Origin of the sequence: Natrialba sp. SSL1 (assembly GCF_001861355.1) — an archaeon.
Classification (GTDB): domain Archaea; phylum Halobacteriota; class Halobacteria; order Halobacteriales; family Natrialbaceae; genus Natrialba.
Genome location: NZ_MASN01000001.1, coordinates 116,806 through 137,568 on the forward strand (window position 1 = coordinate 116,806; position 20,763 = coordinate 137,568).

Sequence of the window (20,763 nt, forward strand, 5' to 3'; positions counted from 1 at the left end):
GTATTGCTTGTCCGTGGCACCCCCTATCAATTAATATGACAGTTCGATTTCTCATCTGATCTGGAAGGGTGAGGACGATGGGATAGATGAGTCGGCAGCAGCACTGACGGCCAGTAGTAAGCGAGTGTCGCTTCCTGTGGAGTGTGTGGTTACGAGTCACAAGATGTAGTTCGAACATCACAACGGTTTTATGTCGCAATCAGGGTAGAACCGGGGCACCAATGGCTGCAGGCCCAGAACGGGATGCAGAGGTTGACGAGACGAAATCCGCGATCGATGCTTCAACTACCGCGTCCACCGGAACGACCTCGAGACGGCGGTTACTCTCCGCGACGGCGGTCGGTTCCGTGACCGCTCTCGCTGGCTGTGCCGAACTCCTCGGCAGCGAGGACCCGCTGCGCGTGAGTATCTGGAGCGGCAATTACGCAGATCGCTTCGAGGAGGGTGTCGTCGAACGGTACGAGGCCGACCACGACACCGAGATCGAGATCCACCGCGGGTGGGACGAGATTCTGGCTGACATCCAGTCGGCACCCGAAGATAACCCGCCGTTCGACGTCACCGTTGCCGAAGGGAACTTCTACTACTACGGCCGTCAGCAGGAGCTCTTCGAGCCGATTCGCGAAGAGAACATCCCGAACACTGACGGCATCATCGACTTCTACAGCGAGATGCGCGACACAGAGTACGGGCTTCCCGTCGACGGCGCGCCGTGTACCATCATCCACCGCGAGGACGCAGATGTCGACCCCGAACAGTGGGGCGACCTCTCCTCGTCGGCCGTCGCCGATAGCACAGGCATCGGCGTCGACACCGGCTTCTGGTGGTACCCGCTCTACGCCGCCGCGATCGGCATGGACGAGGAAGACGGTGCTGGCGAGATGCACGACGAGGCCTACCACGACGACGTGCTCGACCAGGTCGAGGAGTGGAACGTCCAGAGCTGGGCGAGCTCCGGCGAGGACATCTGGCAAGCCTTCGAGAACGAGGTTATCGACGTCGCCCAGTGGTACTACGACCAGACGGCTTACGATATCGACGACTACGACGGACTGACCCACACGATGCCAGAAGAGACGACTGGCTGGCTTAACAACTGGTGTGTCGTCCGCGGCACCGACAAGCGCGACGAGGCAGAGGAGTTCATCAACTTCCTGCTCGACGCCGACGTGCAGTCCGAGTGGTCCGAACACGCGCCGATGGTGTTCAGCAACGAAGACATCGAATACGCCGAGGGACTCGAGGACGACCTCCCGACGACGACCGAGGAGGCACAGGACATCGCGTTCCCGGACTGGGAGTACCTCGCGAGCCACGACGACCACCTGTCCGACCAGTTCTCGACGATCCAACAGCAGTCCTGAGCAGCGACGACGACACCACATCACTCACTCCACGATTTCAGCCACCTGTCACTGAGAGCACTCCATACCAATGTCAGAAATCACACTGCACGAACTCGAAAAGCAATACGGCGAGACGACCGCCGTCGAAGACGTCTCCGTCGAGATCGAAGACGGCGAGTTGCTCTGTCTGCTCGGCCCGAGCGGCAGCGGCAAGTCGACGACCCTGCGGATGATCGCCGGTCTCGAGACGCCAACGAGCGGCGAAATCTCGATCAACGGCGACGACGTCACCGACGATCCGGCGTACGAACGAACCACCTCGACGGTGTTCCAGGACTGGGCGCTGTTCCCGCACAAGACCGTCCGCGAGAACGTCGAATTCGGCCTCAAGATGCGCGGCGTCCCGGCCGACGAGCGCGAGCAACGGGCCGAGTCGATGCTGGAACGCGTCCAGATGACGGGCTACGGCGAGGACGATCCGACGAACCTGAGCGGCGGCCAGAAACAGCGCGTCGCACTCGCCCGCTCGCTCGCGGTCAACCCCGACGTCCTCTTGCTCGACGAACCGCTGTCGAACCTCGACAAGCGGCTGCGCGAGGACATGCAGATTGAACTGCGCGAGATCCACGAGGATCTGGACGAAACCTTCGTCCACGTCACCCACGATCAGGACGAGGCGTTCACCCTCGCCGATCGCATCGGCATCATGGATCAGGGACAACTCGTCCAGGTCGGCGATCCCGACGAAGTCTACGAGAACCCGAAGAACCAGTTCATCGAGTCGTTCCTCGGCGACACCAACTTCGTCGACGCCCGCGTCACGCGAACGACAGACGACGCCGTCTACGTTGACACCGACCTCGGCACCGAACTCGTGTTACCGACGGACACCGAACCGGCCGTCGACGAGGGGACGGCGCTCACGCTCTCGTTACGCCCCGAAATTCTCTCGATCGACCAGCCGTCTGCGGACGGCGGCACGGCCGCTGATGACGCCAGCGAACAACAGCTCGCCACCGACGGCAGTTCGCGAACCGCCGTCACCGGCACCGTCGAGAACGTCATCTACCGCGGCTCGACCGTTCGCTACTCCGCCGACATCGACGGCACGTCCATGTTCGCCGAGCGAACTGACGCGACCACCGGGACGCTCTCGGCTGGCGAACAGATTCGACTCGAGTGGAACGGTGCAGACGTACTGGCCTTCCGCGAGGATGGAACGCGGGTCTCCCTCTAAGAATGTCTGAGACGACATCCCTGCCGCAGATTCCGACCTCGCTCGCCTCGCTGCGAGAGTCGTTCGCCGGGCAGTCGAGTTCGACGCGGGCGCTGCTGTTGATGGCCCCGCTGATCGCGTTCGAACTGCTGGTGTTCGTGATTCCGTTCCTGATCTTGCTACGGATCAGCTTCGCAGAACCCTCGAGCGATCTGATCTACGAACCAGGTTCGTGGTCGGTCGAGGCCTACGCCGCCGTTATCGACAATATCCTGGCACTCGAGTTGCTGTGGAGTGTCATCAGCTACTCGTTCCTGTTGGGGGTTGTCGTGACCATCGTGACGGTCGTGCTCGCACTGTTCTACGCGTATGCCATCTGGCGTTCGACCGGGCTCGTCAAGACACTCTTGCTGTTCTCGGTCGTCTTACCACTGCTCACGACGCTAGTGATTCGAACGTACGCGTTCAGGCCGCTGCTGTCGCCGACAGGGACGTTCAACGAGCTCTTGCTCTCGGTCGGTCTCCTCTCGGAGCCGATCCAGTTCGTCCCAAACACGGTCGGTGCCGTGATCGGGCAGGTCTACATCGTCCTGCCGTACGCGATATTGGCGATCTACAGCGTGCTGGCGACGATGGACTGGCACGTCGTGGAGGCGGCGCGCGACCTCGGTGCGAGTCGGCCGCGCTCTGTTGCGGAAGTGGTCGTCCCGCAGGCGATGCCCGGCATCATCGTCGCGGCAGTCATCTCCTTCGCCTGGAGCGTCGGCGCATACGCCGCGCCGGGGCTACTCTCGGAGAACATCACGTTTGCACTCCACGTCGAGGAGTTGCTGCTCACCGACCTGCGCTATCCGACCGCCGCTGCACTGTCGGTCATCATGCTCGTCCTGATGCTCGCCGCGATTTCTATCATGTTCGCTGTCCTCAACCGATTCGGAGGTGACTTCGACCTTGCATAGAGAGACACTCGAGAACGCCGCGTTCCGCGCCGGCTACGGTGCGTTACTGGTGTTCATGCTGTTGCCGCTGCTCGTCGTCGTCGTGACCTCGTTCTCGGCGTCGGGGCGGGTCGCGTTCCCACCAGACAGCTTCTCGTTCGTCTGGTACGTCGACTTCTTCGACAGCACACAGTGGTTGGACGCCTTCACGAACAGCATCGTCATCGGAGTCGGAACGGCGCTGCTCGCGACGCTGCTCGGCGTGCTGGGTGCATTCGGACAGGAACTCGAAACTGACAGCGTGGTCGGCTCGGTCGTCGCACCGGTCGTCTTGATCCCGCTGTTGATCCCGCCGGTGATCCTCGGCATCACGCTGTTGCTATACTTCAACGAGGTCGGACTACGAGGATCCTACGCGAGCATCATCCTGGCACACACGCTGTGGGCGACGCCGCTCGTCTACTTCGTGATGCGCTCGGTGTTCAGCCGGTTCGACTGGCAACAGCTCGATGCGGCCCACGACCTCGGTGCGGGGCCAGTACGCTCGTTCGTCCACGTCGTCCTGCCGAACGTGAAACACGGCATCTTCGTGGGCGCGCTGCTGGCGTTCATCATCAGTCTGCAGGAGTTCGTGATGGCGCTGTTCCTCTCGACGCCGGGGACCGAGACGATTCCGGTGCTCGCCTGGACGGAAATCCGGCAGGCGCTCGACCCGATGGTGAGCGTCGTCTCGACGTTCCTCATCCTGATCTCGGTCGGCGCGATCATCGTCGCCGCGATCGCGACCAATCTCGAGTGGGTGTCGAAACAGCTTTCCTGACTCGCCGTCGCCGAGGCAGGGGTTCTCCGGTTTCCGTCTCTGCTCCCCTTCGTGCGGAGGTTGGTTGGCAGAAGAGGAAAAGCGGGACAGGCAGCCGAAGGAGCTACGATATGCTGTGTATGGCTCAACCTGTCTGCTGCAGATAGAGAGGGTCAGTAACTCACGTCTCGTCACCGCTTGCAGCAGGAAGCGTAAAGGAGAACATCGCACCCTCGCCCGGTTCAGACTCGACCCAGATATCGCCACCGTGGCGCTCGACGATGCGCTTACAGAGCGCGAGGCCGATTCCCGTCCCCGACTCGTCCTGAGCGTGCAGGCTCTGGAACACCTCGAAGACGCGCTCCTTGTCATCCGGGGCAATGCCGACTCCCTCGTCGGCGACTGAGACGACCACCTCCGAACCGCTCCGCACAGCCGAAATCTCCACCTGTGGCGGGTCGTCGCTGTACTCGATCGCGTTCGACAGCAGGTTCTGAAACACCTGCCGCAACTGCCCTGGGTCCCCCTCGACGCGGGGTAACGACTCGGCCGTAATCTCGGCATCAGCCTCTTCGATGCTCATCTGGAGATCCTGACGCACATCTGTGAGAACGGCGTCCAACTCGATCGGCTCGAACGGATCGCCGCGCGTTTCGATCCGCGAGTACTCGAGTAACCCCTCGATCATGGCACGCATTCGGTCGGCACCATCGATGGCGAACTCGATGAACTCCTCGGCGTCCTCGTCGAGGTCGTCGGCGTAGCGGCGTTCGAGCAACTGGAGATAGCTCGTGACCATTCGGAGTGGCTCTTGCAGGTCGTGTGAGGCGGCGTAGGCGAACTGCTCGAGGCGTTTGTTGGATTCCTCCAGTTGCTGCTCGAACTGCTTTCGTTCGGTGATATCGGCCAGTGCGCCGGGGAACGTTACTGGATTCCCGTCGTCGTCGTACTCGACGTGACCGCGTGCAACGACCCATCGGAGGTTGCCGTCGTCGTTCCAGACGCGGTACTCTTCTTCGTATTTTTCTCCCGATTCGATGGCGTCTTCGATACCCCGTTTGACCCGCTCGCGATCGTCGTCGTGGATGGCTGAGACGAACTGGTCGAGCGAGACACCTTCGGTGGCTGCGTCGGGATCGATCCCGAACTTTGTGGCGAAGGACACACCTGTAACCATCCGATCCTCGGGAATATGCCACTCCCAGGTCCCGATAGCACCGGCTGCTGTCGCCGCTTCCAGCCGTTCTTTTGCATCCTCGAGATAGCGTTCGCGCTCGACCCGGTCGGTTATATCGTTCGCCACGCCCAACCACTGAGTGATTTCGCCGTTCTCATCCAGGAGCGGTGTGGCACGTGAGACGACCCAGGCGACTGAGCCGTCCTCACGAACGATCCGGTGTTCCAACTCGACGCTGCGTTTCGTCCGAATGGCTTCGGCGATAGCGTCCTGCACGCGCGGCTGGTCTTCAGGTGGAACATGCTCTTCGATCCACGACAGCCTTTGCTCGTCGGTGTCGGCGAAGAACTCTTCGCCCTCTAAACTGTTCAGTTCGCTCCAGTCTGCGTTCGTACTGAACACCACGTCTGACGTGGTGGTGACCAACGCGCGAAAGCGTTCTTCGCTCTCGCGAAGTTGTTCGTACGCTTCTCGCTTTGCCTGCTGGAGTAACTCCTGTCCGCGCAACACGACGTCCGATGCGAGCTCCGAATCCGCCGCCTCTCGACCCTGCAGTAGCTCCTGCTCGCCCTGTGCCTGAAGCTCCTGGACGATCGGGGTGACGTCCTCGACGCTGTGGATAATGTAGTCGAGTTCGCCGGCTGTGTCGAACACCGGCGAATTGATCGGACTCCACCAGCGCTCCTCGAATTCGTTACTCTCGGACTCGCGGTCGGGGATCGGATAGTGCGTCACCGGCATGGTGTCCGGCTCCCCGGTCGCCTCGACCGTCTCGAGCGATTCACGTAGGTTTCCGGCACCCTCGGCCGGATCGTCTGGGTTGTTCGGAAAGATTTCGAACAACGTCTTCCCCAGGATCTCCGACCGGTCGGTCATCGTCGCGTCCAGATATGCATCGCTTACGGCCACGATTTCGTAATCCCCGGGCTGGACGATGAGATAGTTGCCGGGCACGTTCTCGAACAGTCGACGAAAGGTCGCTTCGGTGGCTTCCGTTTCTGTTTCCGCCTGTTTGCGCTCGCCAATTTCGCGAACGGTTCCGACTGTTCCCTGCACGGTACCACCCGCGTCGAGCACGTTCACCCGCACTTCACAGCGAACCTGGTCGCTCTCGGCGGTCTCCAGGGTGAGATCGAGTACCTCGCTTCGGTCGGCGGCGTTCGCTCGGTGACGGTCGATTTCACGTTCGATCATCGCGCTGTCGCCGCCAAAGAGCACAGACAGGTGCTCGCCGAGCAGTTCATCACGCGTGTACCCGGTTATCTCCACGATAGCGTCGTTGACTGCAACGAGGCGGCCGTCGGCGTCGAGTCGGTAGATCCCGTCGTCGATCGTATCGATGAGAGTACGATAGTGTTGGAGGGCTTCGGTGTCGTCCGCATCTCCCCAGAACGTCATTTCAGACAACCCATCCCGTTCACTCATATACATGTTGAGACCGCCGACTCAGATAAGTTCCCTGCCAGACCGCTCGCTGTATTCGCTATGAAACCGAACTTCAGCAACGCCCCGTCTATTCTCGCTCACGCATATCCGACCTGTATCAACACACAGCCAGCCACCACCAGCATCGACGCCGTCCCCTTCTGGACCAGCGTAAACGGATCGAACTCCTCTTCGAGTACCGCCGGCACCAGCTTCGACAGCGAGAGCGCACCGACGAACACCAGCAACACATCCAGTTTTGTCACCGCCGTCGCGAGTGAAACCGGACCGAACTCGAGTGCCCGGATGAACGTGAAGAGGCCGACGGCGTTGAGCAGGCCGCCGACGAGCAGCAGGCGGGTGCCGGTCGCGAGCTGGTCCGGATGCTGGATGGCCTGCCTAGGGTCGAGTGCAGCGCCGAATCGCGCCCCGGCACGAAACGGGGCGATCGCGAGCACCGACAGGAGGCCGCCGAGGCTGATCCAGAACAGTAGCTCGACGGTGCCGAAGCTCTCCGTCAGCACCTTCATCCCGGTGTTGAACACGGCGAACGCGAACGCGGCGATGATGGCGACGCCGACCGTCGAGAAGCGCAGACTCGAGCGCAGCGAGCCAGTCTCTCGCTCGTAGGAAATCGCCAGCGCGCCGAGGACGACCAGCCCGACGCCGGCGTAGACGTCCGCAGGAAACGCCTCGCCCAGGATGAGAAAGCCGAGGCCGAGCACGAACACCGTCTCGAGCGAGAGCGTCGGAACGAACCGGGAGACGTCGCCGTTGACGAGCCCCCAGTAGTAGACGCCGTAGGCAGCCGTCGAAATGACGCCGAAGGCGAGTGCGAGGGCGATCGCTTCCGTTCCTCCACCAGCCCCGCTCGCGGTGCCCGATGCGAGACTGGCCTCGCTGATCGCCGCCCACTCGAGTACCACGCCGGCGACGATGTACACGGCGTAGAACGGCACGCAGGAGTAAACTGCGAGCGTGACCGGGTCGTCGATCGACGCGCCGCTGACGACCTTTGCGAGCAGCGCGATGGCTGCGTAGACGACGGCAGTGAGAAGGGCGTAGGCAAACCAGACTGAGATCATCGGCGTAGTGCTCGCCCCCGTTCATCGATGGTAGCAGCGACTGTTTGCACGGCGTTCCGCCGTCGAGGAGCGCTGTTCGTCGCCAGGGGCGGCCGACGATTGTGCACAGTCTCTAGCTGTTGATCCAGGCGGAAAACTCGGTCGCCGGCTGCGTTACAGAACCCAATCGGAGTCACAATCACAATTCCAACAACAATCACGATCACGATCACGATCACGATGAAGAAGCAGGCGAGAGCCGGCACGCGCCGGCGAGCACTGCAGGGACAGCGTGACAACGTCTCCGTCTGCCCTGCCGACTACAGGAACCGGAACGTCTCCAGGTTCTTCGGCGCGAACGTGCGCATGTTGTAGTCGTGATAGAGCGCACTCGAGAGGTCCTGCGTCGAGCGCTCGTCGCCGTGGACACAGAGCACCTTCTCGGGGCGCGGGTTCATCGTCTTCACGAAGTTCTCGAGTCCCGCGCGGTCGGCGTGGCCGGAGAAGCCGTCGACGGTTTCGACGTCCAGATTCAACGCGAGGGTGCCGCGGCCGTTGCCACTGCCCATCGCGCCGACTTCGCTCGTCGGGATCTCGTCCCAGCCGTTCTGGATCCGGCGGCCGAGGGTACCCTGCGCCTGGTAGCCGACGAACACCATCGTCGACTCTGGATCCGGACCGATGTGGCCGAGCCAGGACATAATCGGACCGCCGGTGACCATCCCCGATGTCGAGAGGATGATACACTGATCGCCGTCGGCGACATCCTGGCGTTCCTCCTCGCCGCCGTCGATGTGGTTGAACTCCTCGGCGAGGAACGGATTCTCGTCCTCGTGGAAGATGCGGTCGCGGAGTTCGTCACGCAGATACTCCGGATACGTCGTGTGGATCGCCGTCGCCTCCCAGATCATGCCGTCCAGGTGGACCGGCATCTCCGGAATGTCGCCGTTGCGCATCGCCTCCTCGATGACGAGCATGATCTCCTGGGAGCGACCGACGGCGAACGCCGGGATGACGACCTTCCCGCCCTTCTCGTAGGTCTCGTTGATGACCTCCTTGAGCTTCTCCTCGGAGTCTTCCTGGTCCGTCTGGTAGTCGTTGCGACCACCGTAGGTGGACTCGAGGACGAGCGTCTCGACGCGCGGGAAGTCGTTGACCGCGCCGTTGAACAGGCGCGTGTCGTCGTAGTGAATGTCCCCGGAGAAACAAACGTTGTAGAGGCCGTCGCCGATGTGGAAGTGCGAGACGGCCGAGCCGAGAATGTGGCCCGCGTTGTGGAAGGTGAGCTTCACGTCCGGCGCGATGTCCGTCACGTCGCCGTACTCGAGTGGGATGCAGTGTTTGATCGCCTCGCGGACCATCTCGGAGTCGTACGGTGGGGTGCGTCCCTCCTTGGCGGCGACATCGAGGTAGTCGAGGGTGAGCAGGCCCATCAGGTCCCGCGTGGGTTCGGTACAGTAGATCGGGCCGTCGTAGCCGTACTTGAACAGCAGCGGGATGAACGCGGAGTGGTCGAGGTGGGCGTGGGTGAGGACGACGGCGTCGATCGTTTCCGGACCGGCACCGAACGCCTCGGGGGCGTGGAGATACGGCACTTCGCCCTCTGCGCCGGGCTTGTCACCACAGTCGACGAGAATCCGCGTCTCCGGTGTCGAGAGGATAAAGGAGGCACGTCCGACTTCGCGACAGCAGCCGAGTGTCGAAATGCGGACGTACTCGTCGTCGGACATCTCCTCGCGGTGGATCTGTCGGCCGACCTTCTCCAGAATGTCTCGCCGTTCGTCGCGTTCCTGTTTGAGGAAGCTCCGGACGTTCGAGACGGTCGAGGACTCGATCGGCGGGGTGCGGACGACTTCGGGCGTCCAGCCGACGCTCTTCGTGATGTCACGAAGCGTCGAGCCGTGGCGACCGATGACCATACCCGGCTTTTCGGCCTCGATGACGACCTCGCCGGTGTCGGCGTGGAAGTCGAGGTCCGTGACGCCGGCCTCGTCGGGGATGACGTTCATGATCTCCTCGCGAGCCTCGTTCGGTCGGGAGAGGACGCTCGGATCCGGCCGAACGGTGATGCGCTTTCGAAGCTTGCTCGCGAGCTTCCGGATGAGATCGCCCTGCTGGGCGAACTCCTTCGGATCGCGCGTGTAGACGACCAGCTCTGGTCCTTCGTATTTCACCGAGGAGACCGAGATATCACTCGGTAACTCGCTCGTGATCTCTGCTTGCAAATCGTCGAGTTGCTGCTCTACAGTGCTCATAATCGCCAGATGTGGCTTGCGTGAACTCGCCGCCGGAGAGTACGTCCCGGGACGCTATCGCGAGAGAGACGTCGACGCTGTGGTCGATTTCGATGCCGAGGGCGGTCCCGACAGAACGGCCTGCCGTGATACGGTCCGTCGTAGTTCGGTACCAGTGATCGCCGCCTCGTCGGGGCAATCACCGGAACGTTGCTACAACGATCCGCCTGAAACAACGCAGACTGCGTCGTATCTCGGATCATTCTGTGTGACACCGTCCCATACGAACATACTCCCAGGTCGGTTATCCTGGTCACTGCGGGAAGATTCCAGGGAGAACCCGCTTACCCGAGGCTATTCTTTGCGTGGTATAAAAGCCTTCGCAAAATCCAGGATGGTGGCCCGCGAAGCCGTCCTATGGACCTCACACCGGCCCGCGTCGCCGACGAGCGAGACTGGGTTCGTGAGCGCGCCGATACCATCGTTCCGCTGATCAACGACGTTCGCGACGACCTTGGCGAACGGTTCGAGACCGATGTCGACTCTGTCACCGAACAGCAGTACCGCGAGGAGGTAGACGCTGTCTTCGCAGACGGCGATCTCGCCGTTAACGTCGCCGCAATGGTCGGACTCCTCCGCGAATTAGACGTCGACGGTGACTACCCTGGCTTCGTCGTCGACGAGCTCCTCGGGCGCGAACTCGCCGCCACGATCGCCGGGACGCAGCCGCTCCGAACGCTCGGCGAGGCAACGTTCCACTACACGGATATCCACGTCCACGGCGACGAAGACGAGAACGCCGGCGTCGACGACCTCGAGGCCGCCCTCGCCGCCGGGTTTCAGGAACGAATCCCGGGTTGGGACTGGACCGAACGCGAGAGTCCGTTCAGCGTCCCTCCCGTGGAGGACACCGATTCGTAGCCACCTCCGAGCCGACCTCACAGGCGTCAGTGGCGTGCACCCGCGACGCCACCGCTGACTCGAAATCGACCGCCCACACCTATACCATCCCCCTCCGTACGACCCGCTATGCCCGTCCGCGACGACACGACCGACGACCGCGAGCCGTTCGCCCTCCTCGCGGACGAGTTGCGACTCGAGATCATCCGCACGCTCGGCACGGCCGACATCTCCTCGCTCTCCTTTTCCGTGCTCCGCGAACGCGTCGGTAACCCCGACTCCGGACGCTTCAACTACCACCTCGGCAAGCTAACCGGCACCTTCGTCCGCCGAACCGACGCTGGTGAGTACGCGCTCTCGAGTGCTGGCTGTCGCGTCGTCGGCGCGATCGTCGCGGCGGAGTTCCCAGCGGGGGCAGCGTCGGGACCGGCGGCTGACTCAACGCAGCCGACATCGGAAACCACCACACTCGAGTCCCCCTGCCCGCGCTGTGACACGACACAGGTCGCGACCTACGATCCTGCGGCCGAGCGCGTCTCGATTCGCTGTCCCGACTGCGCGGAGTTGCGGTCGCAGTTTGGCTTCCCGCCAGGCGGCTGGAACGCACACGCCGACTCGCTCACGACTGTCCTCGACCGGTGGTTCACCGATACCCTCCGGTTCCACGCGGACGGCATCTGCGTCAACTGTACGGGACGGACGACCGGCCGCATCCAGACGGACTCCGCGATGTACGACGACGACGAACTCCGCCTTGCGTTCGACTGCGAGCGCTGTCCGAATCGGGTCTCGTTCACCCTGAGTCTCTATCTGCTGTTTCAGCCGCCAGTGGTCGCGTTCCTCCACGAACACGGCATCGATCCCCGCGCAATCGACATCTGGAACCTCAAGTTCGTCCTGACGCCGACGGTACAGCGAGTTTCGACGGCCCCACTCGAGTTGCTCGCCGAGTTCGAACGCGACGGCGATCGCCTCCGGCTACGCGTGGATTCAGCGTTGGATGTTGACGTGGTCGAGTAACGTGGGTAAGTGAACACGAGTTCTATCGTATCGTCGTCACTGATTAGACGAAGCCGACGCGCTAATAGTAGAGTGTCAGAGTATGAACAGAAACGCGCTTCTGCGAACGGTTATCCCGTGATACGGGCGAATAGCGTTATGCGCGACGTGCTTCGGCACACACAGTTTCGGCGGCTGTTTTTCGGCCGGCTCATCGCGAACGCGGGGGATAGTCTCTACTACGTCGCAGCGATGTGGCTCGTCTTCGAACTCGGCGGGTCGGCGTTCTACACGGGGCTGGCTGGCTTCCTGGCACGGTTTCCGATGGTGCTGCAGTTGCTCGTCGGTCCGCTCGTCGACCGCTATCCACTCGGGCGGATTCTCGTCAGTGCGACGACGGTGCAGGCGCTTCTGTTGCTCGTGATTCCGGTCGCGGCAGTGACTGGCCAGTTGACCGTCTGGACGGTGCTCCTCGTGATGCCGTTCGTTGCGCTCGCCGGCCAGTTCCTCGAGCCAGCACAGAAGGCCGCCGTGCCGCGGCTTGTGACCCGCGAGGAACTAGTTTCGGCGAACTCCGCACTCTCAGTCGCCTATCAGGGAACGAACCTCGTTTTCATGGCCGTTGGCGGAGTGCTCGTCGGGCTGATCGGGGCGACCGCGTTGTTCGTCGTCGACTCGGTCGCGCTCGGGGTTGCAGCGGTCTGTTTCGTTCTGCTCTCGATTCCATCGGCAGGCGGACGAACGGGTTCAGAAGGCGACTCAACCGGTATCGTCGCTGACGGCGACAGCGACAGTGCCGCTATGCTCGATGCTGACGACGGCGATGCATCAACTGCCGTCACTCGGGCCGAAGAGACCACTGCCACCCAGACCTACCTCGCCGAACTCCGGGAAGGGCTTCGCTACGTCCGTGGCTCCATCATCGTCCCGATGCTCGTCGGTACGTTCGTGTTGAACTTTGCAACCGGTGCGATGATGGCCGTTCTCCCGGTATTCGCTGCGCAGGCCGGAGGGCCGTCGCTGTACGGTGCGCTCCTCGCGGCAATCTCCTGTGGCGTTCTCCTCGGTGCGCTCTCGGCGAGCAAAGTCGACCATATTGGGATGGGACGGCTCTTCGGCATCGGGTTTCTCGCCAGCACGCTGTCCTGGACGATTGCCCTCAGTGTCGACTCGGCCCTCATTACGGCCGTTGGTATCGGCGCAGCCTGGATCATCACCGGCAGCTACAACGTCATTTCCGCGTCACTCAAGCAGTCGTATGTCCCTGATGCGCTCCTTGGACGCATCTCCTCGATTAGTTTCAGTATCTCCGTTGGTGCGCTGCCGCTTGGCTCGCTGCTCGGTGGGCTTGCCGGCGACGTATTCGGCGCGACGGCCGTTATGGGAACTGTCGGGGTTGCGTTCGTCGGACTGGCCGGGTACTGGTACGTCCACCCACAACTTCGAACGCTTCCCGCGGTTGACCGTCTCGATCCAGAACGCTACGGGCTCACCACGACGTGAGTGAACGACTCTCTCGCCGACGGTCTAAACGAAAAGCAGCGCGAGTTCCCCGCCCTTCCGAAAACCGCAGGTTTTCGGCTTTCGCAAACCTTTGATTTGCGTCAACACCGTGGGCGGGGTTGAAGCGCGTCACTCCGGCGCGTGTTCCGCCTCTTCGATATACCGTTCAACCACTTCCTCCGACACCGCACCTGTCGTTCCCACGTAGTACCCAACCTTCCAGAATCCGCCACCCCAGAAATACGACTCCCGAATCTCGGGATACCGCTCCAGCAAGTGCTTACCCGAGTACGACTTGAACTGCCGGGCAAGGTCGGCTGGACTGTGTTTTGGGTCGCACCGGATGAACAGGTGTACGTGGTCGTCTGCAATCTCCAACGCCAGAATTTTGTGCCCGAAGTAGTCGGAAGTCTCATCAAACAACTCTCGTACATCGTCTTCAACCACGTTGAGAACCGGGTGTCGGTACTTGGGACACCAGACAAAATGATACTTACAGGAACTAACCGAATGTGCATGACTTCGGTACTCCTCCATCCCTAATCCCTACATTTATGACAGTCTGGAATGATTATCAAAGCATGGGTGAAGAAGCCACGAAGACGATCCAGACGCGCCTCCACATAGCGTCTGGTGAACGATCGTGGCTTCACGACGCCCGTCTCGCCTCACGCGAGATCTTCAACCAAACCATCCGCCTCAAACAACAAGGGTACAATCGCACCGAGATTCAGAAGGAGGTTGACCGCGACGACTTCTTGCGGAACAACAAGTGCGCGGTCGTCGGCAAAGCCCTCCAAACATGGGACTCCTACCAGTCACTCCTTGACTGGTGGGAGAACCAAGACGACCCTAATGGAGGAAAACCAACGCCACCGAGTACGGACAAATCAGGTGCATACCCACTCGTGATGGCGCACACGGAAGGCTACCGCCTCACCGTGGACGACGACACGAATCGCGTCCAGTTCCGAATCAGTCCGAAACCGTACAAGAAGGTGAAAGGCCACCTGTGCGGTGAGCCAGACGCGATGGACGAACTTCGAGACGCCATCACGTCGGATGAGGTGGATGTGGGGCAGGCCGAACTCCTGTACCGCGATGGCGTGTACTACCTACACGCCACGGTCACACGCGAGTTCGACGTCCCCGAACCCGACACCGCCGAGACAGTGGTTGGCGTGGACATCAACGAGCGTAACGTCGCACTCACCGCCCTCGACCGCGAGACGATGCGAACGAAGGGCACACTCGTCCTCGACTACGGACGAGTGAAGCAGGAACGCCAACGCTACCACACCATAACCATTCGCTGTCAGGAACACGGAAAGACGAGCATCCACCGAAAACTCGGTGACAAGGAAGAGCGGTTCACCGAGTGGGTGTTGCATCGGCTCTCCCGTGCTGTTGTGGAGTTCGCAGAGCAGTTCTCGAACCCGGTCATCGTGTTCGAGGATATGAGCGGCATCCGCGACGAAATCAAGTACGGGACATATATGAACCGCCGGTTGCACAAACTGCCGTTCCACAAGTTCGAGAAGTTCGTCTCGTATAAGGCGACGTGGCGAGAGATTCCTACGGATACGGTAGACGCGTACTACAACTCGAAGACGTGTTCGTGCTGTGGTGAGCGTGGATATCGACAGGGACGGCGGCTCCGCTGTACGAATGATGGGTGTGACGTGGTGCAAGACCACGCTGACCGGAATGCGTCAGTGAACATCGCGTGGCGTGAGAAGGCGAAGCTTGACGGTAACGAATCGAATTACCGGACTCACAAAACCCAACCGCAGGTTCGGTTGGTGCGTTTGTCCGGGTCGGGGCGTGTAAGCCGCCCAACCTCATCCCGCTCGCTTGCCGAGCAGGGAGTGCTAGCGCACGGTTGAGGGAACTACAAAAGCCTCGGGCCACCGCGCCCGAGGTTGTTTACACCGAAGAAAACAGTCAGTTACTCTCGTTGTCCGCGTCAGAGTCAGAGTCGGCACCATCGTCGTCTGCCCCCTCTTCGTCGCTATCGGCCGTCTCGTCCTCATCAGTAGCTTCACTATCGTCGCTGTCGGCGTCGCCGCCATCGTCGTCGTCCTCATCCGCTTCTTGCTCGTCTTCCGGTTCCGGCTCTGGCTCAGGCTCGGACCCCGGCGCAGGTTCCTGTCCCTGCATCTGCTCCAATACGAGTTCGTAATCCTCGCCCGGCAACAGCGCTGCGACCTCTCCGTTTCGAAGAAGGTCAACCAGTCGCTCGTCCGGCCCATCGAGCAGGAACGCACCCTGCTCGGCGATAGCGCCTTCGAGTGAGATTTCGTCCTCCCCGAGCATTGCAGATTCGAATTCGACCGCTTCCGCTCGGAACAGTTCCGTCGTTCGCTGCTCGATTTCCGCCATTAGCTCCTCCTGACTCGCGTCCTCGCCGGCTTCGGCCATGACCTCCTGCTGGATCTGGGCCTGTTCTTGCTGGCTCGGCTGGACAGACGCTGTGATACCGTCGGCAGGATCGATTCCTGGCTCCTCGTCCGTCTCGAGTTCGGGCGGGCTGTCGTCCGAGCCGATGCCAGGGATGTCGAACTGGGTACAGCCGGCGAGCGACGCTGTCGCACCGACACCGGTCAACTGGAGGACGCGGCGCCGAGTGGGGAAATCAGTCATTACGCATTTGCTGTCGGCGACCGGCAGGAATAAACCCTCGTTCTCGGCGCGCAAACACGTTCGGCGCGTTGTCGGATACGACGAGGCAGTCCGCGTGCAGCCGTATACAGGGTCGTCGCTTCTGTGAAGTCGGGACGGAACCCCACCCGTCCCGACGGCGGTCGCGGTCCTTTTATCCACCGCGTCGGTATCACTCGACAGTGACCACCAGTCGCAGTACGCAGTCCGTTCGCGCCGTGACACTCGAGCGGCCCACTCCCACAGCGGCTCGCGATGCGATCGCAGACGGCCTCGAGCGCGAGGCACTCGTTACCGTCTTCGGCCGCTGTACCGTCGACTACGACGGCCGCGCCTCGAGTCAACTCGCCGCCGGCGACCGCCACGTGATGCTCAAACCCGACGGTGCGGCACTCGTCCACACCGACGAGGGCCAGCAGCCGGTGAACTGGCAGCCGCCGGGCTGTGCGCACGACGTGTTCTGCGAGCCAGTAGCTGGCGAGGACGAATCTGACGAGCCTGAAGCAGACGGAAGCGGAAGTGGAAGTAACAGTGGGAATGGAAATGACAGTGCCAGTAGCAGTGACGATGTCTCCGATTCAGACACAGACACAGACACCGCGACACTCGTCCTCGAAAGCACCCGATCCACCCCCGAAGAACGCCTCCTCGTCCGGTTTCAGAACGTTCTGCAGGTCTCGACGTTCGCCGGCACCGACGAGGGGGAACTCACCCTTTCGGGCACCGAGGCCGACCTCCGTGATCGCATCCTCGAGAACCCCGACCTTCTGGAATCCGGCTTCACCCCACTGGCCACCGAGCGCGACACGCCAGCCGGTGCGATCGACATCTACGGCGAGGACGACGCCGGCCGCACCGTCATCGTCGAACTCAAACGCCGCCGCGTCGGCCCCGACGCGGTCAGCCAGCTCCGGCGCTACGTCGATGCACTCGAGCGCGACCTGCACGCGGACACGACCCTGCGCGGGATTCTCGTCGCCCCATCGGTGACCGAACGCGCGCAGCGGCTGCTGGGAGAGCACGGACTCGAGTTCGTCTCGCTGGAGCCGACTGACTCGGACTGACGCGTAGTCGATGGTAGCGCTCGGTGAGACAGCGTTGTGGGTGCCTGCTACTGCCACGTCGAACACTTCCCGTTCGCAGCGCTCGGTTCGAGATATGGCGTTGCAATCGTGGACGCGGTTCGGTGGCGAAGATGAGGGTGAAGAGATGGATGACCAACTCCCGAGCACTGAAGCAGAGCCGGCCGACGCGACAGGATCGTCGAGCTGGCTCTTCCGGCTCGGTCGCGCCCTGTTCGGCGGCATTCTCGCGTTCAACGCACTCGACAACCTCTGGAACCTGGACGAGCGAATCGCCTACGCGGAGGCCAAGAACACGCCGGTTCCCGAGTTCACGGTCCCGATGACGAGCGGCGGTCTGCTGCTCGGCGGCATCGGTGTCGCGCTGTGGCGTCGCCCCTCCGCCGCGGCGGCGCTGATCGCTGGCTTCCTCGTCAGCGTCACGCCGGTGATGCACGACTTCTGGAACGTCGAGGATCCGGAGGAGAAACAACAGCAAGTCATCCACTTTCTGAAGAACACGGCGCTGTTCGGGGCGGCGCTCGCGTTCCTGAAGTTCGGCCGACGGCGCTCCGAGTAGCCAGCCGCTTCGGGCACTGCTACGATTCCTCCTCGAGTAGCCGCTGCAGTCGGTCGAGTTCGGTGAGCGCTTCGACTGGCGTCATGTGTCCGACGTTGAGGTCGCGGAGTTCGGCGGCGACGCTATCGGGGACCGGAGCAGTTTCTGTCGACTCGAGTTCACTGGTGCCGCCGTCGGCTGTCGGCTCCGTCTCGGCTGTGGTCTCCGCGGCAGCGTTGGCGTCGACCAGTTCTCGCGACCGGTCGACGACGTCCTCGGGAACGCCCGCTGCGGTCGCGACCTCGACACCGTAGGAGCCGGTGGCCGCGCCGGGTTCGATCTCGTGTTGGAAGACGACCTCGCCGTCCGTCTGTTCCACCTCGAAGTGGAGCGTGAACGCCTCCGGGAGGTCGTCGGCCAGTTCGGTCAGCGGATGGTGGTGGGTCGCAAAGAGTGTCGTCGCGTCGACCACGTCGTGGAGGTGTTCGGTGATGGCCTGCGCGATGGCGAGGCCGTCCGCGGTCGAGGTCCCCCGCCCCACTTCATCCAGCAGGACGAGCGAGCGCTCGTCGGCGTCCCGGAGGATCGTCGCGAGTTCGTCCATCTCGACCATGAACGTCGAGCGCCCGCCGGCGATATCGTCGCTCGCGCCGACGCGGGTAAAGATGCGCTCGACGGGCGTCAACCGCGCCGACTCCGCGGGGACGAAGCTGCCGACCTGTGCGAGCAGGACGATCTGGGCGACCTGGCGCATGTAGGTCGACTTGCCGGACATGTTGGGTCCCGTGATAACCGCCAGGCGTTGCTCCGAATCGAACTGTGCACCGTTCGGGACGAACGATTCCTGGGTGCGCTCGACGACGGGATGGCGGCCGCCCGTGATGTCGATCTCTACCCCGCTGTTGGTTTGCTCTGATTCGGGGTCGAGAATTTCGGGCCGGCAGTAGTCGTACTGTGCTGCGACCGTCGCAAGCGAGACCAGCGCGTCGAGCGTCGCGAGCGCGTCGGCCAGCCCTTGCACCCGTTCGACCTCACCGCCGATGTCGCTACGAACCGCACAGAAGAGTTCGTACTCGCGTTCGTCCGCGCGCTCTTCCGCGCCGACGATCTCGTCTTCGCGCTCTTTGAGCTCGGGCGTGACGAACCGCTCCGAGTTCTTCAGCGTCTGGCGGCGCTGGTAGTTCTCCGGTACGGCGTCGAGATTCGGGTTCGTCACCTCGATGTAGTAGCCGTGGACGGAGTTGTAGCCGACCTTCAGCGAGTCGATGCCGGTCCGCTCGCGCTCTCGGGCTTCTAGGTCGTCGATCCACTGCTTGCCATCCCGTGCAGTCCCGCGGAGTTCGTCCAGATCGGAATCGTACCCTTCGGCGATGATACCGCCCTCGGTGATCTCGATCGGCGGATCGGAGACGACGGCGTCGTCGATTAGCTCTCGAACGTTGGCGAGTGGATCGAGATTCTCGTGGAGGTCACGCAGGCGGTCGCAGTCCGCGTCAGCCAGTTGGGATCGTATCTCGGGCACGACAGCGAGCGTGTCCCGCAGCGAGCGCAAGTCCCGCGCGTTCGCCCGCTCGCGGGAGATGCGCCCGATCAGACGCTCCAGATCGTACACGTCTCGCAGCAACTCGTGACAGTGTTCGCGCGTCTGGACCGAGCCCGTGAGCTCTTCCACCGCGTCGAGGCGCGCCTCGATTCGGTGGGACTCGAGTAGCGGCCGGCGGAGCCAGTCGCGAAGCGTCCGCCCGCCGAGGGCGCAGGCGGTTTCGTCGAGCACGCCGACGAGCGTCGCGTCGTCGCGGCCGTTGACGGCGCGGGGCTCGAACAGTTCGAGGCTGCGCAGGGCGACGGCGTCGAGCAGGAGGTACTCCCGGGGGTCGTACCGGGTGAGATGTGTGAGGTACTCGAGTCGGTCCGAGTCACCGATTCCGCGAGCGTTCTCCTCTGTTTCGTCGTCGCCGTTACGTTCGCCATCTCCCGTCTCGCCCTCGTGCTCGCCGCCGCGAGCGTACTCGGCGTAGGCGAGCAACGCGCCGCAGGCTCGAATTTCGGCGTCGCTCGCGAGCAGCGCGTCCGGTTCACCGAAGTACTCGGAAAGGATCGCCGCGGCGCGTTCGCGGTCGAAAACGTGCTCGTCGAACGGCGTCACCATGCAGTCGTCGGGGAGCACGTCGGCGGGCGCGTTCGGGCCGACGACGGCTTCGGCGGGTGCGAAGCGACTCACCTCGTCCGCGATCGCCTCGGTGGCGGCGGAACTCGTTGCGAGGAAGTCGCCCGTCGAGACGTCGAGAAGGGCGAGGGCAAGTTCGTCGTCTGCGGGTCGCGTGTCGACGCCGCGGCCGCGGGCAACGGCCGCGACGAAGTTGTTGTCGTCGCTCGCGAGGAGTTCGTCCTCGGTGAGCGTGCCGGGTGTGATGACGCGAGTGACGGCGCGTTCGACGACGCCCGAGGTTTCGCCGGGCTCTTCGACCTGGTCCGCGACGGCGACGCGGTAGCCGGCTTCCAGCAGGTCCTCGATGTACGATTCGGCGTTGTCGATCGGGATACCGGCCATCGGATACTCGCCGGTGCTGTCCTCGCGGCTAGTCAGGGCGATCTCGAGGAGGCGGGCGCTGCGCTCGGCGGCACCGCAGAAGGTCTCGTAGAAGTCACCGACCTGAAAGAGGACGATCGCGTCGTCGTAGCGGGCACAGAGGTCGTGGTACTGACGCATCATCGGCGTCAGTTCGTCGCGTTTCTCGGCCATCGCGTCGGGCGGGCCAAGCGCCGGGTCCATACAGTGTGGTCGGCCGCCGGACGCTGAAATAGCTTGCTGGACGGGGCGACGGTGATGAGGGGTAGGCTAGGAAAGATGGGTAGTGGTGAGGGATGGGATAGAATGGAG

16 protein-coding genes are annotated in these 20,763 nt (G+C 62.6%); 10 read left to right on the top strand and 6 right to left on the bottom strand.

The window, feature by feature from the left end; all coding sequences use genetic code 11:
- The first annotated feature begins 221 nt into the window (after positions 1 to 221).
- From BBD46_RS00615 to BBD46_RS00630, 4 genes are all read left to right on the top strand, one after another.
- A complete protein-coding gene (locus BBD46_RS00615; RefSeq protein ID WP_071399837.1) occupies positions 222 to 1,364 on the top strand; it encodes an ABC transporter substrate-binding protein in 1,143 nt (380 codons plus the stop codon).
- 70 nt (positions 1,365 to 1,434) lie between these two features.
- Positions 1,435 to 2,583 carry an ABC transporter ATP-binding protein gene (locus tag BBD46_RS00620; protein WP_071399838.1) on the top strand — a complete coding sequence of 383 codons (1,149 nt, stop codon included), beginning with the start codon at positions 1,435 to 1,437 and terminating at the stop codon, positions 2,581 to 2,583.
- Between the two features lie 2 nt (positions 2,584 to 2,585).
- Complete coding sequence (locus tag BBD46_RS00625) at positions 2,586 to 3,521, top strand: ABC transporter permease (RefSeq protein WP_071399839.1); 936 nt, start codon at positions 2,586 to 2,588, stop codon at positions 3,519 to 3,521.
- Entirely contained in the window at positions 3,514 to 4,320 is an 807-nt protein-coding gene (locus BBD46_RS00630) for an ABC transporter permease (protein ID WP_071399994.1), read from the top strand. The genes BBD46_RS00625 and BBD46_RS00630 overlap by 8 nt, the downstream gene beginning before the upstream one ends.
- 160 nt (positions 4,321 to 4,480) lie before the next feature.
- On the opposite strand, the gene BBD46_RS00635 is transcribed toward BBD46_RS00630, so the two are convergent.
- The 3 genes from BBD46_RS00635 to BBD46_RS00645 form a co-directional block, all read right to left on the bottom strand.
- Positions 4,481 to 6,901 carry a PAS domain-containing sensor histidine kinase gene (locus tag BBD46_RS00635; RefSeq protein WP_171908125.1) on the bottom strand — a complete coding sequence of 807 codons (2,421 nt, stop codon included), beginning with the start codon at positions 6,899 to 6,901 and terminating at the stop codon, positions 4,481 to 4,483.
- 98 nt (positions 6,902 to 6,999) lie between these two features.
- Positions 7,000 to 7,986 (bottom strand): EamA family transporter, encoded by a 987-nt coding sequence (locus BBD46_RS00640; protein ID WP_071399841.1) that lies wholly within the window; start codon positions 7,984 to 7,986, stop codon positions 7,000 to 7,002.
- Positions 7,987 to 8,285: 299 nt separating this feature from the next.
- On the bottom strand, positions 8,286 to 10,220 hold the full coding sequence (locus tag BBD46_RS00645; protein ID WP_071399842.1) for a beta-CASP ribonuclease aCPSF1: 1,935 nt from the start codon (positions 10,218 to 10,220) through the stop codon (positions 8,286 to 8,288).
- A gap of 396 nt (positions 10,221 to 10,616) precedes the next feature.
- On the opposite strand from BBD46_RS00645, the gene BBD46_RS00650 reads away from it, so the two are divergent.
- From BBD46_RS00650 to BBD46_RS00660, 3 genes are all read left to right on the top strand, one after another.
- Positions 10,617 to 11,120 (top strand): hypothetical protein, encoded by a 504-nt coding sequence (locus tag BBD46_RS00650; RefSeq protein WP_071399843.1) that lies wholly within the window; start codon positions 10,617 to 10,619, stop codon positions 11,118 to 11,120.
- 108 nt (positions 11,121 to 11,228) lie between these two features.
- The gene (locus BBD46_RS00655; protein WP_071399844.1) at positions 11,229 to 12,119 is read left to right on the top strand and encodes a DUF7351 domain-containing protein; all 891 of its coding nucleotides are present in this window, start codon (positions 11,229 to 11,231) and stop codon (positions 12,117 to 12,119) included.
- 138 nt (positions 12,120 to 12,257) lie between these two features.
- Positions 12,258 to 13,601 (top strand): MFS transporter, encoded by a 1,344-nt coding sequence (locus BBD46_RS00660; protein ID WP_071399845.1) that lies wholly within the window; start codon positions 12,258 to 12,260, stop codon positions 13,599 to 13,601.
- A 129-nt stretch (positions 13,602 to 13,730) separates the two neighbouring features.
- Here the strand turns inward: BBD46_RS00660 and tnpA are convergent, their stop codons facing one another.
- Positions 13,731 to 14,138, bottom strand: coding sequence for an IS200/IS605 family transposase (gene tnpA / locus BBD46_RS00665; RefSeq protein WP_071399846.1), 408 nt, complete (start codon positions 14,136 to 14,138; stop codon positions 13,731 to 13,733).
- A 44-nt stretch (positions 14,139 to 14,182) separates the two neighbouring features.
- Here tnpA and BBD46_RS00670 point away from each other — a divergent pair, with 44 nt between their 5' ends.
- Positions 14,183 to 15,487 (top strand): RNA-guided endonuclease TnpB family protein, encoded by a 1,305-nt coding sequence (locus tag BBD46_RS00670; RefSeq protein ID WP_071399847.1) that lies wholly within the window; start codon positions 14,183 to 14,185, stop codon positions 15,485 to 15,487.
- Between the two features lie 58 nt (positions 15,488 to 15,545).
- On the opposite strand, the gene BBD46_RS00675 is transcribed toward BBD46_RS00670, so the two are convergent.
- On the bottom strand, positions 15,546 to 16,244 hold the full coding sequence (locus BBD46_RS00675) for a hypothetical protein (protein ID WP_071399848.1): 699 nt from the start codon (positions 16,242 to 16,244) through the stop codon (positions 15,546 to 15,548).
- A gap of 200 nt (positions 16,245 to 16,444) precedes the next feature.
- Here BBD46_RS00675 and nucS point away from each other — a divergent pair, with 200 nt between their 5' ends.
- A complete protein-coding gene (gene nucS, locus BBD46_RS00680) occupies positions 16,445 to 17,326 on the top strand; it encodes an endonuclease NucS (protein ID WP_171908126.1) in 882 nt (293 codons plus the stop codon).
- Between the two features lie 94 nt (positions 17,327 to 17,420).
- A complete protein-coding gene (locus BBD46_RS00685) occupies positions 17,421 to 17,903 on the top strand; it encodes a DoxX family membrane protein (RefSeq protein ID WP_071399849.1) in 483 nt (160 codons plus the stop codon).
- A 19-nt stretch (positions 17,904 to 17,922) separates the two neighbouring features.
- Here BBD46_RS00685 and mutS read toward each other — a convergent pair whose 3' ends face one another.
- A complete protein-coding gene (gene mutS, locus BBD46_RS00690; RefSeq protein WP_071399850.1) occupies positions 17,923 to 20,655 on the bottom strand; it encodes a DNA mismatch repair protein MutS in 2,733 nt (910 codons plus the stop codon).
- Between the last annotated feature and the right edge of the window lie 108 nt (positions 20,656 to 20,763).

What these genes read in the sequence shown, in the direction of transcription:
- BBD46_RS00615 (WP_071399837.1), top strand. Translation starts at nt 222, where the DNA reads ATGGCTGCAGGCCCAGAACGGGATGCAGAGGTTGACGAGACGAAATCC.
- BBD46_RS00620 (WP_071399838.1), top strand. Translation starts at nt 1,435, where the DNA reads ATGTCAGAAATCACACTGCACGAACTCGAAAAGCAATACGGCGAGACG.
- BBD46_RS00625 (WP_071399839.1), top strand. Translation starts at nt 2,586, where the DNA reads ATGTCTGAGACGACATCCCTGCCGCAGATTCCGACCTCGCTCGCCTCG.
- BBD46_RS00635 (WP_171908125.1), bottom strand. Translation starts at nt 6,901, where the DNA reads ATGAGTGAACGGGATGGGTTGTCTGAAATGACGTTCTGGGGAGATGCG.
- BBD46_RS00640 (WP_071399841.1), bottom strand. Translation starts at nt 7,986, where the DNA reads ATGATCTCAGTCTGGTTTGCCTACGCCCTTCTCACTGCCGTCGTCTAC.
- BBD46_RS00645 (WP_071399842.1), bottom strand. Translation starts at nt 10,220, where the DNA reads ATGAGCACTGTAGAGCAGCAACTCGACGATTTGCAAGCAGAGATCACG.
- BBD46_RS00650 (WP_071399843.1), top strand. Translation starts at nt 10,617, where the DNA reads ATGGACCTCACACCGGCCCGCGTCGCCGACGAGCGAGACTGGGTTCGT.
- BBD46_RS00655 (WP_071399844.1), top strand. Translation starts at nt 11,229, where the DNA reads ATGCCCGTCCGCGACGACACGACCGACGACCGCGAGCCGTTCGCCCTC.
- BBD46_RS00660 (WP_071399845.1), top strand. Translation starts at nt 12,258, where the DNA reads ATGCGCGACGTGCTTCGGCACACACAGTTTCGGCGGCTGTTTTTCGGC.
- tnpA (WP_071399846.1), bottom strand. Translation starts at nt 14,138, where the DNA reads ATGGAGGAGTACCGAAGTCATGCACATTCGGTTAGTTCCTGTAAGTAT.
- BBD46_RS00670 (WP_071399847.1), top strand. Translation starts at nt 14,183, where the DNA reads ATGGGTGAAGAAGCCACGAAGACGATCCAGACGCGCCTCCACATAGCG.
- BBD46_RS00675 (WP_071399848.1), bottom strand. Translation starts at nt 16,244, where the DNA reads ATGACTGATTTCCCCACTCGGCGCCGCGTCCTCCAGTTGACCGGTGTC.
- BBD46_RS00685 (WP_071399849.1), top strand. Translation starts at nt 17,421, where the DNA reads ATGGCGTTGCAATCGTGGACGCGGTTCGGTGGCGAAGATGAGGGTGAA.
- mutS (WP_071399850.1), bottom strand. Translation starts at nt 20,655, where the DNA reads ATGGACCCGGCGCTTGGCCCGCCCGACGCGATGGCCGAGAAACGCGAC.